We start from the raw sequence: 13,736 nt of genomic DNA, 5'->3' as shown, positions 1-13,736 counted from the left end.
TACTGTCATTTAAAAGTGTAAGGTTTAGATAAGCTTAGACAATTCCTTTGTCCATGGCTTTGCCGATCAGTGTAGCAAACAAACTGTTGGACCAGGCGAACCATTCACGTGAAAAGTCGGCGGGATCATCCGGGTGAAAGCCTTCATGCATATATCCGGTGTCCGCATCGGTCTGAACAAGCATATCAATTAATTTTTTGATCTCCTCATCGTTATCTGCTGTCAGCGCCTGCATGGACAATGCCATATGCCACACATAACCTCCCGGGGTATGTGGACTACCGATGCCTCTGGCATGTTTACCCTCGAAATAGAAGGGGTTGTCGAAGCTTAGGGCAAAGCGGCGGGTGTTCTGATAAATTTCATCCTCCACACCCACATAACCAATATAAGGAATAGATATCAGTCCTGGTGTACCTGCATCGTCCATCAAAGAATAATTACCGTATCCATCCGTTTCGTAGGCGTAAATTCGGCCGTATTTTGGATGATTCACAATTCCATACTTCTGGATGCCGAAGTTGATTTCCTTGCGCAGCTTTGCTGCCTGGGCCGCCAGTCTTTCGTCCTTATAGATTACGCTTGCGATCTCGCGAATATAGTCCAGAATCACTACAGCGAACATATTGGACGGAATATTGTAGCCGAACTCACAGCTGTCATCGCTCGGACGGAAGCCTGACCAGCTCATGCCGGTGTAATTGACAGGCATGCCGCGTCCGTTATTGTGCAAAGTTTCCGTATCCTGAAGTGTCTCCCGGATGAAATGGTACGGAGATTTCTCCCCGTGGTACTGCTCTGTTTCGATAACGTTCACGATAGAAGTCAGCGCTTGGTAGCAGGCAGTATCAAAGATATCAGTCTGCTCCGCTTCCTTCCAGTACATATAAGCCAGCTGTACAACGAAGCAGAGGGAGTCCAACTCGTATTTGCGCTCCCACATCCAAGGGTTTAGATTGCAGTCATCCGTAGCTCGGTAATGTTTGTCACTTGCCGTTTCGTTGAAGGCATTGGTGTACGGATCAATATTGACATAGAACATCTGGCGGGCGATCAGGCCGCGGAGAATCCGCTGCAGCGCAGGGTCATGTTTAGCAAAAGGGATATAATGGCGCACTTGCTCCGTAGAATCACGCAGCCACATGGCCGGGATATCCCCGGTAAATACAAAGGTGGTACCGTCTTCAAGCAGCTTGGTTGTTGTTTCCAGCGTATTCGGAAAGCAGTTGCGGAACAGTTGCTGCAATTTCGGATGATGCGCGAGCCGTTCATTGGCTTCAGTAAGATACGTAGTTATGGAAGCTGGCATGTTCATAGTCTAACTCCTCCTGTAAAGTTAAGATTAAGATTGTAGGATTGTACTACAGCAGAACAAAATCTTAATTGGGTTGGCATTCGTAGCAAATGTTTGCATACCTTCCCAATGAACACAATATGTCACATATGAAGTGTGATAAGAGGTTCATAATTCACATATTTGCAGCGATGCTTCGTCTGAAAATATTCACTTCAAGGCAGGCCGGAAAATACCACAGCAACGCGGTTTTACACTCTCTTAACATGACAATGCAGAACCTACATATTTACGGTGTCAACTTTGTTTCACTACACTTCGAATTGTAAGCGTTCGCAAGATTGGATGAGCAAGAATGCGAATCAGCTATATGATTTCATGTAACGAAAAACAACTTAGAGAGGAGTGGGAGAATGAAGGGGAGTTATGCACCAGTATCCGTGAATCCTTCAGTAAAGAACAAATCCCTTGGCAAAAGAATCTGGAAAAATTGGGAGCTCTATCTGTTCATGCTTCCCGTGTTATTGTATTTCCTCGTTTTTCATTACGGTCCGATGTACGGTATTCAGATCGCTTTTAAGAATTTCGTACCTTCGAAAGGAATTACGGGCAGCGAATGGGTCGGTTTTGACCATTTTGAACGGTTTTTCAATTCCTATTTTTTCTGGGATCTGCTATGGAACACGTTCAGCATCAGTTTCTATGAACTTGCTATCGGTTTTCCGCTTCCGATCATTCTGGCGCTGGCTTTCAATGAAGTCCGCAACGGCCCGTTCAAGAAGTCGGTTCAGACAGTAACTTATGCGCCGCATTTCATTTCTGTAGTTGTTATGGCAGGCATGATCATTACTTTTTTATCACCCTCGAGTGGAATGATTGTCCGGTTCATTGAGTTCCTGGGCCTACAACCAGCGGCGTTTCTGACTGATCCGGCCTGGTTTAAGACAGTGTATGTCTTCTCGGGCGTCTGGCAGAGCACCGGGTGGGGAACTATTATTTATCTCGCGGCTCTGTCAGGCGTAGATCCCCAGCTGCATGAAGCGGCCATTATGGATGGAGCTAGCCGGTTTAAACGGATGCTGCATATCAATCTGCCGACGATCGTGCCCACGATAACGATCATGCTGATCTTGAATATGGGTAATATACTGGGCCTTGGCTTCGAGAAGATTCTGTTGCTGCAGAATTCGCTCAATATGGAGGCTTCCGATGTAATTTCCACCTATGTATACCGCGCGGGCCTAGTGAACGCCCAGTACAGCTTCTCAACGGCTGTAGGATTGTTTAACTCGGTAGTCAACGTTATTTTGCTTGTTACTGTCAACCAGATCGCCAAACGAACCAGTGAGAATAGCCTCTGGTAGAAAGGAGTTGAAGTCAGTGGTTACTGCCATGAAAGAATCCAGGGGGGACAAGCTGTTTCTGATTAGCACCTATATCTATTTGGGCCTTGCACTGCTTGTAGTTCTCTATCCGCTAATCTATATTCTCAGCGCTTCAATCAGTTCTCCGCAGGACGTCAATTCGGGAGCAATGTGGTTGTTTCCGAAGAATGTGACACTGGACGGCTACAAGCTTGTATTTGAGAACCCGAAGATATGGAATGGTTACTGGAACACGATTATTTACACTGTAGTGGGAACTCTGGTCAATCTGGCCGTTACTCTGCCGGCCTCGTATGCCCTAAGCAGATCTGATTTTGTCGGGCGCCAGTTGTTTATGGGCCTCATTCTGTTCACGATGTTCTTCAGCGGCGGAATTGTGCCGACGTATCTGTTGGTCAAGAATCTTGGTCTCATTAATAGTATGTGGGCATTGATCCTGCCAGTGGCCGCTTCGGTTTGGAATATTGTCGTAGCCCGCACCTTTTTTCAGACGACCATCCCAAAAGAACTGCAGGAAGCGGCGCATATTGACGGTTGTACGAATTTAAAGCTGTTTATACGCATTATTTTGCCGCTGTCGGCACCGATTGTGGCCGTTATGGCCCTGTTCTATGGAGTAAGCCATTGGAACAGCTACTTCCCGTCCCTGATCTATTTAAATGATGAAGCCAAGTATCCGCTGCAGATGGTTCTGCGCCAGATTCTTGTCCTTCAGGAAATGTCGGCCGAAACCACGGGCGCTTCGATTAATGGCGAGGTGGCGAGCGCTATGAATAATAAGGCGGAAACGGCATCGTTGATCAAATATGGAGTTATAGTTGTCTCCACACTGCCCATCGTTGCAGTTTATCCGTTCCTGCAGCGTTACTTTGTCCAGGGGGTCATGATCGGCTCTGTTAAAGGCTAAACAATAGAATGTTTGTATAACAAGGGAGGAATTATTCATGCAGATTACACGCAAACCATGGAAGCTTCTGCTTTCTTCGGCTCTAGTTCTTACACTGCTGGCAAGCTGCAGCAATTCAAATGAAGGTGCAGCGAATAACAGTACCGGCGAGGTCGCTGTTAATAAAGAAGGTTTCCCAATAGTCAATGAATCCGTTACTTTGACGCTTATGGCGCCGGATGTAGGAATTCAGAACTGGGAGAAGATGGCGGTGCTCCAGCAGATGCAGGAGAAGACCGGCATTAAGCTGGAATACAAGAATGCACCGAAGGACAGCTTCGAGACCAAGAAGAATTTGGTGCTCGCCAGCGGGGATTACCCGGATATTCTTTATGCTGCCGGTCTGACGACCGCAGAGCAGATGAATTATGGAGAGCAGGGTATCATCATACCCCTGGAGGATCTAATTGAAGAATACGCTCCCAATTTCAAGGCACTGCTGGAGGAGAATCCGGATGTCCGCAAATCAATTACAGCACCGGACGGGCATATCTATTCCTTGCCGGTAGTAGAACTTAGCCAGCACTGGTACCGCAATCCGATGTGGTATAACGGGGATTTCCTGAAGGCGCTGAATATCGACAAGCTTCCCGAAACGACGGAAGAGCTGTATACCTACCTGAAACGTGTGAAGGAGGAAGATCCAAACGGCAATGGCAAAGCCGATGAAATTCCGATTTCCTCAGTGACAACACCCGCTGCGAACCTCCGCGATATCCGTACCTGGCTGCTTGGCGCCTTCGGTATTTATGAAGAAGAAATTTACGTGGACGATGCGGACAAGGTGCATTATACACCGCTTGAAGAAGGTTATAAGGAATATTTGACCTATATGAACCGCCTGTGGTCCGAAGACCTGTTGGATCACGAGAGCTTCTCGCAGACGGCAGAGCAGAAGAAGGCCAAAACGCAGAATAATCAAGTTGCCCTCTTCTCAGACTGGCATGCCTACATGTCCAAGGGCGGAGAGCCTTCGACGGCAGATCCGATGTTTGCGCCTGTACGCAGCGAATCCATTGCTGCTCCTGCGATTGCAAAGAACAGAGGAATCACAACTGGTGCATTTGCCATCACGGAAAGTAATCCCACTCCGGAAGCGTCTATGCGCTGGGTGGATTATCTCTATTCTTATGAAGGGGCGATGTTCTTCAATAAAGGGCCTGAGGGAATTCTCTGGGAATACACCGACAAAGAGAATCGGGTCAAGAAGTACTTGCCTGTACCGGACGGCAAGGAAATGGAAGATTACCGGGCAACTCTGACGCCCAACTACGGCATTCCAGCTCCAACCCTGTCCATGGATGATATTAGTAAGGGGCTGAAGACAGACTTTGACCTCTGGGTAGAGCAGGAAACCCAGCAGAAGCTTCTTGATAAAGGCGCACGAATTCCATACCCGACCTTGTTCTTCACCGTGGAAGAGCAGACCGAAATCAGCAGCCTCAATTCTGATTTGAGAACATATGTGAATCAGATGGAAGCGAAGTTCATCACGGGTGCCGAGCCGCTTACGGGTTGGGATAATTATGTGGCGACCGTCAAGAAAATGGGTGGAGAGCGTGTAGCTGAAATCAACCAGGCTGCCTATGACCGGTGGAAATCCAACTAATCATGCCAATGCGGTTCCGTGAAGATTTTCGGCGGAGTGATCAGTTTTTCTTTTAAACCCTATGAAGTCCAGACGAGCAAACTATACCATGAACATGAATTGCAGGAGGAATAAATATGCAAATCACGAGACATCCGGATAATCCTATTGTTGTCCCGGGAGGATATGAATGGCGCAAGGTTACGGTTTTCAACCCTGCAGTCATCATTGATAACGGCAAATTTTATATGATTGAGCGCACCGCAGGTTCCCTGACGCCATGTAAGAATTATCTTGGTCTGCTTGAGAGCGAAGATGGCGTAAACTTTACCCATGTGAGGGATGAGCCGATTGTGACGCCAGATATGCTGGGGTTCCCTTATGGCAGTGTGCAGGACCCGCGGATTGTCAAAATTGACGGGACTTTCTATCTGAACTACGCCCTGCGCCCCTGTGCAATGAGCTATTATCCTACAGGGGCAGGTGTCCCCTTGCGCTCTATTCCCGAATATCCGGATGGGTGGGGGGAAGAAGAGGGGCATTGGCTGACCCGGTCCTCTATTCTGAAGTCGGATAATCTATTGGATTGGGAGTTTGTGGCGGACACGACACCACTTGATATCAATGACAGGGACAACATTCTGTTCCCCGAGAAAATAGGCGGCAAATTCGTGCTGCTGCGCCGCCCCGAGGAATACGTGGGAGAAGACTATGGAACGGATAATGCGGCCATGTGGATTACCTACTCCGAGGATCTTGTGAACTGGGAAGAGCCCAAACTGCTCGCCACCGCCGGAAGCCTGTCCTGGGAATCGCGGAAGATCGGAGGTTCTACGCCACCGGTACGCACGGACAAGGGCTGGCTGGTGCTCTATCACGGTGTTGATGAGGATATTGTCTACCGTGTGGGAGCGATGCTGCTGGATTTGGAGCAGCCAGAGAAAATCATTGCCCGGACAGCTAATTTTATTATGGAGCCGGAGACGTACTATGAGAAGTTCGGGTTCCAGATTCCGAATGTCATCTTCCCTACCGGAAATGTGGTCAAAGACGGACTGCTCTATATCTATTACGGGGTAACGGATACAGCGATTGCGCTCGCAACGGTTCCTTTGAATGAGCTGGTGGAGCATATTCTCCAGGAAGCGCAGTAGCAGAACAACCTATAAAGTGAAAGTTTAGCTTTTCTGAAAGGGCGGAAGGTCCGCCAAGTTAACCGGTCTTTTCGCAGCAGCCCCCTTCAAGGCATGTTCCTTGCGGTACTGCCCCGGCGTCAGACCGGTTTCTTTTTTGAACTTGCGAATGAAATTAGGCGCATCCAAATAACCGACCTGCTCAATAATTTCTTTGAGCGGTGCATTAGTGCTTTGTAGTAGCCGGATGACCTCATCCATACGTCGCTGCCAGATATATTGTGAGAAATTGCTGCCGGTCTTATCTTTGAAGCTACGGCTTAGATAAGAGGTTGAAATGGCAAACTTAAGCGCCACATGCTCCAGGCTGAGGGTGTAGTCTGCGAACTGCTTGTCCACATAAGCCAGAATGTCATCCATTAATGAAGGCTCGCTTGTCTCCGTATTTTGTTCGACCTGCGCGCAAATAGCAGAGGCTAGAGAGAGCAGACGGTTCTCAAGCTCTTCGAGGGTCTCAAAGGAGGTCAATTCCGGCATATTGGCGAACACTTCATGCATGCCAAACTCGGAGGCTGTGCGCAGAAAAGCGTTCAGCAAATCGAAGCAGATGCAGCGCAGCAGATGAACCTGCAGCGGCTCATCTTTGATTTTATCAATGGTATCAGTAATCATCTGGGCAGCAACCGATTCATTGCCTTGCTTCAGGCTCTGCTCCAGCTTCAGCATGGATTTACGTGGAATCCAGAAGCTCTGGGCAGCGGAAGGGACTAGCTCTACGAGCTGCTCGAAGTAGGATACCTGTCCGCTACGCCGGATCATTCGGTGCTCCAAAGCTGCAGCGGCTTCGATGAAAGATTGATTAAGGAGAGCCAGGTCCCGGTAGGCCATGCCAACACCGATACTTAGAGACAGCTGCGAGTGTTTGCGGATTACCTCTAGAATGGCTTCAATAACCTGCTCCATACGGCTTTGAACCGGTAAGTCCGTATCGTCAGGAAGTGAAATAATCAGAGCAAACTGGTCCTTGACCGCGAATTCCACACCGAAGATCTGTGCATCGGGACCAGACAGACATACATTGCTCAGTATTTCCTGCAACAGATGGCGTTCCTGCCAGGACTTGTCACCTGGCACAGTTTCATCCCAGGACAGGATCGCCGAGAAATAGAGGCCTTTTCCCTGAGGATGCTTGAAACCTGCGCTGAGAATCATCTGCTCAATTTCAGGATCATCCGGTTTGCCATGCTTGAGCAGCAGCAGCATGCACTGATTACGGACGAAGGGTTCCTGAAGATCAATTCTGGCACTGTAATCGTGGAGAGTCTGCCGAATCCATTCCCATTCATTGCGGAGCTTGGGAGCGTCATTGCCACTTCCTCTCAGCTTCGCAAATTCCATTAGATCCCTAATTGGATGGTACTGCCGTTTGGCCAGCAGCAGTGCGGCAGCTATGCCGGTAATGACTGTTATACAGAAGACGATCAGAATCAGGGTCTGGACATGGGCGACACGACTGAAGAACTGGAAGCTTGGCATCGTTGTCACATAGGTCCAGCCATTTTCTTCAGATTTTACGGAAACGACGGAGTATGGTTCCCCGTCCAGCTCCAGATTATGAGTACCTGGCTCAAGTGCGGATAAATTTTTAAGTTCCTCCTGGGGAAGGCTGACGCCATTATTGTTCGCTGTTAACACCTCTCCGGAGGGACCAAAAATATAGCTGCTACCGGAGAAATCACTCAAAATCGAATCCATGACCCCGGTAAGATTGGATTCTTTCATTAAATAGAGAACAGTCCCGTACGGAAACGGGTCATTCGGTTTGATGGGTACGAGCATGACGAGCATCGGATCCATTCGGGAATTGACCGTCACATTCTCGGCGGGACGTACCAAAGGCTGCCGAGTTTCATTCAAATCCCGTCGCAATTCTTCTGAGGTCCAGCGCTCGAATTGATAGAAGGAATCAAAGGTGACATGAAGATTAGCCAGACCGCGGTATGAATAGATGTTGGAATCGCCATGAAAATAGAGAAGCAGATCCTCTGCTATGTTACTGCTGGCCTTGTAATTCGCCAGCGTCTGAATCGCCTCCAGACCGTAGTAAGGATGCCGAACCATATAGGGGGTCAAATGCCTGTCATAGGCGATTCTGCCCGCTAGTTCCTGGAGCTCTTTCATACGACTATCTATGGTGCTCTTCACTTGATTGAGCTGATTGACATTGGATTGTTCAATTTCGACACGCAGGCCCTTGACAGCGTTCTCATAAACGAAAATGGTTACACCAGTTAGAGGGATAAGAAATATTAGGATGTAGGAAAATGCATATTTCAGCAGAAGTTTTGATTTGAAATGATTCCAGCTGAGCTTGAACCTATTGAGCAAGGATGGCTTGGGTGCCGGATTTGCCATAAAGCAGTCCCTCCAGAGTTAGATATTCGGATGATAAATCTTGGGATTATAAATCACTGTTCTCTTCTAGATTACACCTGTGCTAATATAAACATTATAACATTATAATCTTTAAAGTGGAGCAGCTATCCAAGATTATTATTAAATTTAGGGATGTATTGCTTTCAGGAGATTAATCATTTTTTGAATTTTTCTTTATACCGGGGTTGATGAAGGAGATGGGAAGAGTGGGCACAGAGCATGTGCTGCGCAATTTGCAGCTTGTGGATGGGCGAATCATGGATATAGCCATTCAGGATGGGATTATCACCGCCATTACACCTGCATCTCAGGCGGAAGGAGAGAGCGGGCTAGACTGTTCCGGGTTATATGTGTCCAGCGGATGGATTGATCTGCATGTGCATGCTGTACCGGAGCTTGATCCCTATGGCGATGATATCGACGAAATTGGTGTAAAGCAGGGCGTAACAACACTGGTGGATGCCGGAAGCTGTGGTGCAGACCGAATCGGAGCTTTGTATACCGCGAGTCTGAAGGCTGATACCGAGGTGTTTGCTCTATTGAATATTTCAAGAATAGGGCTCGAACGGACAGATGAACTGTCTCAGCTGGAATGGATTGATCAAGACAAGGTTCTGGAGGCGGTAGCGACCTATCCGGAATTCATCGTCGGTCTGAAAGCCCGTATCAGCCAGAGTGTTGTCAAAGATAGCGGTATACAGCCGCTCAAGCTGGCACGCACACTGTCGGAAGAAACGAAGCTTCCGCTTATGGTGCATATCGGCTCCGCTCCACCCGCGATATCCGAGGTTCTGGAGCTGCTGCAACCGGGCGATGTAATTACCCATTACCTTAACGGCAAGTCCAACAATCTGTTCCAAGCGGACGGAACACCCCTGCAAGGGTTGCTGGATGCAGTTGCCCAAGGAGTTCATCTGGATGTGGGGCATGGCACGGCGAGCTTCTCCTTCCAGATTGCAGAACAGGCCAAGGCGGCAGGCATTGCGCTGAATACCATCAGCACGGATATCTACCGGGGCAACCGTCTGAACGGACCGGTGTACAGTATGTCAAATGTGCTGACGAAATTTTTGATTCTCGGCTATAGCCTGGAAGAGGTCATCCAAGCTGTTACAGTCAGCGCAGCGGAGTGGCTCGGCAAACCGGAGCTCGGACAGATAAAGGTGGGACAGCAAGCCAACTTGACTTTGTTTGCACTGGAAGCAGGTGAGAAGCTGCTTAAGGACTCGGAAGGTGATGTTCGGGTCGCGCAGTATTATATTGAGGCTAAAGGAGTTTTTACTAATGGATCATTCATTACAGGCTAGATATGGATTGAAACGTGTTATTAATGCCAGTGGAAGAATGAGCATCCTTGGTGTTTCCGCACCAACAGATTCGGTCATGGAGGCAATGAAGCAGGGCGGACAGAGTTACGTGGAAATTGCGGATCTTGTGGACAAATCTGGAGAATATATTGCACGGCAGCTTGGTTCGGAAGGGGCGGTTGTCGTGAACTCAGCATCCAGCGGCATTGCACTGTCGGTGGCAGCGTTTGTGACTTCTGGAGATCCGCGACTCAGCCTTCGGCTGCATCAGGAGCCGGTACTGAAGAATGAGATTATTATGCTGAAGGGCCATAACGTGCAGTATGGAGCGCCCGTTGAAACCATGGTATTCCTTGGCGGAGGCAGGGTGGTAGAAGTTGGATATGCCAATGAAGGTCGCAAAGAGCATATTGAACAGGCAATTGGTGAACGCACCGCAGCCATCCTTTATGTCAAATCCCATCACGCCGTCCAGAAGAACATGATTTCTGTAGAGGAGGCGTGGGATGTTGCTGTGCGCAGAGGGATGCCACTGATCGTCGATGCGGCAGCGGAAGAGGATCTGCGCAAATATGTCCAGTACTCGGATCTGGCGATCTACAGCGGGTCAAAAGCTATTGAAGGCCCTACCGCCGGCATTGTCGCCGGCAAAATGAAATATGTCGAGTGGCTAAAGGTACAGCTGCACGGGATCGGCCGCAGCATGAAGGTCGGCAAAGAGACCACCTTCGGGCTGCTTCAGGCTTTGGAGGAATATCAGGACAAAGCCGACAACAGCGAACGGGAGAGGCAGGCGCTGGAGGCTCTTCAGCCGCTTGCCGGGCTTCCTGGAGTTTCGATCCACATCGTGCAGGATGAAGCGGGAAGAGCGATTTTCCGTGGGCGCATCCAGATTGATTCATCTGTTGCAGGAGTGGATGCGAGGCATGTCAATGATCTGCTACGTAAAGGCGTAATTGCGATATATACAAGGGACTATGGGGTTAAGCAGGGGTATTTCGATATTGATCCAAGATCGCTTCAAGGTGATGATCTTCAAGTCATCGTCAGCAGAATACATGAAATCGTGGGGGGAAACAAGAATGAGTAATATTCAGCAGCGTTTATATAAAAACAGAGCCGCTCTTAATGTACTGGCCAGCAGTATTGAGAACGCGAAGGAAGTGTACGAGGCAGCGGAAGGATATGTTTTGGTAGGCGTGCTCTCGAAGAATTACGCGACGGCATCGGAAGCGGCAGCCGCGATGATCCAGTACGGTCAGACGATTGAGGACGCTGTATCTATCGGATTGGGTGCCGGAGATAATCGACAAGCTGCAGTGGTTGCGGAGATTGCCTCAAGCTATCCTGGAAGCCATATCAATCAGGTGTTTCCAGCAGTCGGGACAACCCGCGCTAATCTGGGCGCCAAGGATAGCTGGATTAACAGTTTGGTCTCCCCTTGCGGACAGCCAGGCTACGTAAATATTTCAACCGGCCCCGTCAGTTCAGGTACGACTCCGCATGCTATTATTCCGGTACATGCTGCCATCGCGCTGGTTCGTGACATGGGCGGCAATGCGTTGAAATATTATCCAATGCAGGGGTTGAAATTGGAAGAGGAGTACCGTGCAGTTGCCAAGGCCTGCGGGGAATCCGGGTTTGCTCTGGAGCCTACGGGTGGAATCGACCTGGAAAACTTTGGACCCATTTTGGAGATTGCACTTCAAGCTGGGGTGCCCCAGGTTATCCCGCATGTGTATTCATCTATTATTGATCCGCAGACGGGAAGTACGAATGTCCAGGATGTCGTCAAACTGCTTGAAACGATGAAATCGCTGGTGGATCGGTATGCCTAGGATTGCGGCTTTTGGTGAAGTGATGATGCGGTTGCAGGTCCCGGGCCATGGAACGCTTGTCCAGAGCAATACGCTGGATTATTCTTTTTCCGGCAGCGGGGTTAATGTAACGGCAGCGCTGGCTGGGTACGGTCATAACGGTGCTCTTATTACCACTTTGCCGGAAACACCAGTAGGCGAAGCGGCAATTGCTTATCTGCGCAAACTTGGGGTGGATACATCACTAATTTGCCGGGGAGGTAAGCAGCTGGGGATGTACTTTCTGGAGAATGGCTTTGGAGCCCGCCCCGGCAGAGTCACTTACACAGATCGACTCGGCAGCAGTTTCAATACCGCGGAAGCAGGTAATTACGATATGGTTGCTCTTGCCTCCCGGATCGACGTTCTTCATTTATGCGGTATTACGCTGGCTATGAATGAAGGCGTTCGCAAGCAAATGAAACGGCTTGCTGCGGAAGTGAAGAGTGCCGGGGGAAAAGTTGTTTTTGACTGCAATTACCGTCCTGCGTTATGGGGAGCGGATGGCTATGCCAAGGCCCGCCCACATTATGAGCAACTGCTGGAGCTGACGGACCTGGTGCTAATGAATGAGAAGGACGCACAGTTTATCCTTGGATTTGGAACCGGAGAATATGATAGAATGACACAGTTGAAGCACGCGATTCCCGAAGTGGTTGAGCGCTTCGAAATCGGAACGGCAGCGGGAACCCACCGTGAAATTAACGCTGACCATACGCATTCCCTGACAGGATATATTTATCAGCATGGTACGTTTCTATTTTCTCGCAAGCTGACTTTCCCGGTGTATGACCGGATCGGTGCCGGCGATGCCTTTGCCAGCGCCGTCATTCATGGGGAATTGCAACAATATCCGCAGCAGCAGACGGTTAATATGGCAGCGGCAGCAGCGATGCTCGCCCATACCACTCAGGGTGATACAGCGCTTTTTACCGAGAGCGAGGTGCTCCGGGCGCTGTCGGACCATACCTTAGATGTTGAAAGGTAGTGAACAACGAGTGTCTTTGAAACGAAAGCAAGGTCCTTTATATCAGCAAATCCAGAAAATTCTCAAAGACCGGATTTTGCATGGCGTGTATCCTTTAGGGAGCATCATCCCCTCCGAACCGCAGCTGGAGAAGGAATTCGGTGTCAGTAAAATGACGGTCCGCGGCGCTGTTCAAGAGCTGTCCCAAGAAGGTTATGTGCAGAAGAAAAGCGGTATCGGAACGATTGTCATGCGCAATACCTCCCATCAGAAGCTCTCTAAGGGCAAACGGTTTACGGAGCTGCTCGTAGAAGAGGGCCACAAGCTGGAAAAGAAACAGCTGGAATCCCGGTTAATTGCGAATGAAGCCGGAACGGAAGACTATGACCGCTATGGGCCGTATTGTCAGCGAATTGAACGGCTCTACATTTTGAATGGACAGCCTTATATTCATCTGATACACTTCTTGGCTGCAGTTGCATTGCCCGGTGGAGGTACAGCAGAAATGGTCACAAACATTCAGTCGCTGTATGACTCACTGGAGGAGAACGACATTGCGCTGGAAAACTTCAGAGACCGTTTCTATGTAGAGACGGCACCCCCTGAGGTGTGTCAGTTGCTGGAGATTCCACCAGGGACGCATGTACTCAAGCGCCTGCGTAACTCCTTCGACGGAGAAGGAAGACTTATTGAGCACAGTATTGGCTGCTATAACACAGAGCTTCATCATTATCTGGTCAATTACGACACTTGAAGTCTCTTAAACAGTAACCGGAAAGTTCGGAAGCAGCGGTGTAGTTTGAGGGACGGCTTGTAGGCGAGGC

At 49.2% G+C, this 13,736-nt stretch carries 11 protein-coding genes; 9 read left to right on the top strand and 2 right to left on the bottom strand.

Annotation, left to right across the window (positions count from 1 at the left end; translation table 11 throughout):
- Positions 1-34 precede the first annotated feature (34 nt).
- Positions 35-1,315, bottom strand: a complete 1,281-nt coding sequence (locus tag CS562_RS28125) for a glycoside hydrolase family 125 protein (protein WP_099858878.1) — start codon at positions 1,313-1,315, stop codon at positions 35-37.
- Positions 1,316-1,707: 392 nt separating this feature from the next.
- Here CS562_RS28125 and CS562_RS28120 point away from each other — a divergent pair, with 392 nt between their 5' ends.
- From CS562_RS28120 to CS562_RS28105, 4 genes are all read left to right on the top strand, one after another.
- Entirely contained in the window at positions 1,708-2,658 is a 951-nt protein-coding gene (locus CS562_RS28120) for an ABC transporter permease (protein ID WP_076291373.1), read from the top strand.
- A 16-nt stretch (positions 2,659-2,674) separates the two neighbouring features.
- Positions 2,675-3,586: a carbohydrate ABC transporter permease gene (locus CS562_RS28115; protein ID WP_099858877.1), complete on the top strand. Its 912-nt coding sequence runs from the start codon at positions 2,675-2,677 to the stop codon at positions 3,584-3,586.
- A gap of 37 nt (positions 3,587-3,623) precedes the next feature.
- The gene (locus CS562_RS28110) at positions 3,624-5,234 is read left to right on the top strand and encodes an extracellular solute-binding protein (protein WP_099858876.1); all 1,611 of its coding nucleotides are present in this window, start codon (positions 3,624-3,626) and stop codon (positions 5,232-5,234) included.
- Between the two features lie 116 nt (positions 5,235-5,350).
- Positions 5,351-6,367 (top strand): glycoside hydrolase family 130 protein, encoded by a 1,017-nt coding sequence (locus CS562_RS28105; RefSeq protein ID WP_076291371.1) that lies wholly within the window; start codon positions 5,351-5,353, stop codon positions 6,365-6,367.
- 24 nt (positions 6,368-6,391) lie between these two features.
- On the opposite strand, the gene CS562_RS28100 is transcribed toward CS562_RS28105, so the two are convergent.
- Positions 6,392-8,761, bottom strand: coding sequence for a helix-turn-helix domain-containing protein (locus tag CS562_RS28100; protein ID WP_099858875.1), 2,370 nt, complete (start codon positions 8,759-8,761; stop codon positions 6,392-6,394).
- Between the two features lie 218 nt (positions 8,762-8,979).
- Between CS562_RS28100 and CS562_RS28095 the strand changes: the two genes are divergently transcribed.
- Genes CS562_RS28095 through CS562_RS28075 form a run of 5 tightly spaced genes read left to right on the top strand, consistent with a single transcriptional unit; the run spans position 8,980 to position 13,666 of the window.
- A complete protein-coding gene (locus CS562_RS28095; RefSeq protein ID WP_099858942.1) occupies positions 8,980-10,089 on the top strand; it encodes an amidohydrolase/deacetylase family metallohydrolase in 1,110 nt (369 codons plus the stop codon).
- Positions 10,067-11,179, top strand: a complete 1,113-nt coding sequence (locus CS562_RS28090) for a DgaE family pyridoxal phosphate-dependent ammonia lyase (RefSeq protein WP_099858874.1) — start codon at positions 10,067-10,069, stop codon at positions 11,177-11,179. Before CS562_RS28095 ends, CS562_RS28090 begins: the two co-directional genes overlap by 23 nt.
- Entirely contained in the window at positions 11,172-11,927 is a 756-nt protein-coding gene (gene dagF, locus CS562_RS28085; RefSeq protein ID WP_099858873.1) for a 2-dehydro-3-deoxy-phosphogluconate aldolase, read from the top strand. The genes CS562_RS28090 and dagF overlap by 8 nt, the downstream gene beginning before the upstream one ends.
- Entirely contained in the window at positions 11,920-12,933 is a 1,014-nt protein-coding gene (locus CS562_RS28080; RefSeq protein WP_099858872.1) for a sugar kinase, read from the top strand. Before dagF ends, CS562_RS28080 begins: the two co-directional genes overlap by 8 nt.
- The gene (locus CS562_RS28075) at positions 12,920-13,666 is read left to right on the top strand and encodes a GntR family transcriptional regulator (protein ID WP_175381052.1); all 747 of its coding nucleotides are present in this window, start codon (positions 12,920-12,922) and stop codon (positions 13,664-13,666) included. Before CS562_RS28080 ends, CS562_RS28075 begins: the two co-directional genes overlap by 14 nt.
- Positions 13,667-13,736: the final 70 nt, after the last annotated feature.

The organism is Paenibacillus sp. LK1 (assembly GCF_002750415.1).
Taxonomy (GTDB): domain Bacteria; phylum Bacillota; class Bacilli; order Paenibacillales; family Paenibacillaceae; genus Paenibacillus; species Paenibacillus taichungensis.
The sequence above is the reverse complement of the archived record's forward strand: the minus strand, read 5'-3'. Positions and strand labels throughout refer to the sequence as shown.

What these genes read in the sequence shown, in the direction of transcription:
- CS562_RS28125 (WP_099858878.1), bottom strand. Translation starts at nt 1,315, where the DNA reads ATGAACATGCCAGCTTCCATAACTACGTATCTTACTGAAGCCAATGAA.
- CS562_RS28120 (WP_076291373.1), top strand. Translation starts at nt 1,708, where the DNA reads ATGAAGGGGAGTTATGCACCAGTATCCGTGAATCCTTCAGTAAAGAAC.
- CS562_RS28110 (WP_099858876.1), top strand. Translation starts at nt 3,624, where the DNA reads ATGCAGATTACACGCAAACCATGGAAGCTTCTGCTTTCTTCGGCTCTA.
- CS562_RS28105 (WP_076291371.1), top strand. Translation starts at nt 5,351, where the DNA reads ATGCAAATCACGAGACATCCGGATAATCCTATTGTTGTCCCGGGAGGA.
- CS562_RS28100 (WP_099858875.1), bottom strand. Translation starts at nt 8,761, where the DNA reads ATGGCAAATCCGGCACCCAAGCCATCCTTGCTCAATAGGTTCAAGCTC.
- CS562_RS28095 (WP_099858942.1), top strand. Translation starts at nt 8,980, where the DNA reads ATGGGAAGAGTGGGCACAGAGCATGTGCTGCGCAATTTGCAGCTTGTG.
- CS562_RS28090 (WP_099858874.1), top strand. Translation starts at nt 10,067, where the DNA reads ATGGATCATTCATTACAGGCTAGATATGGATTGAAACGTGTTATTAAT.
- dagF (WP_099858873.1), top strand. Translation starts at nt 11,172, where the DNA reads ATGAGTAATATTCAGCAGCGTTTATATAAAAACAGAGCCGCTCTTAAT.
- CS562_RS28080 (WP_099858872.1), top strand. Translation starts at nt 11,920, where the DNA reads ATGCCTAGGATTGCGGCTTTTGGTGAAGTGATGATGCGGTTGCAGGTC.
- CS562_RS28075 (WP_175381052.1), top strand. Translation starts at nt 12,920, where the DNA reads ATGTTGAAAGGTAGTGAACAACGAGTGTCTTTGAAACGAAAGCAAGGT.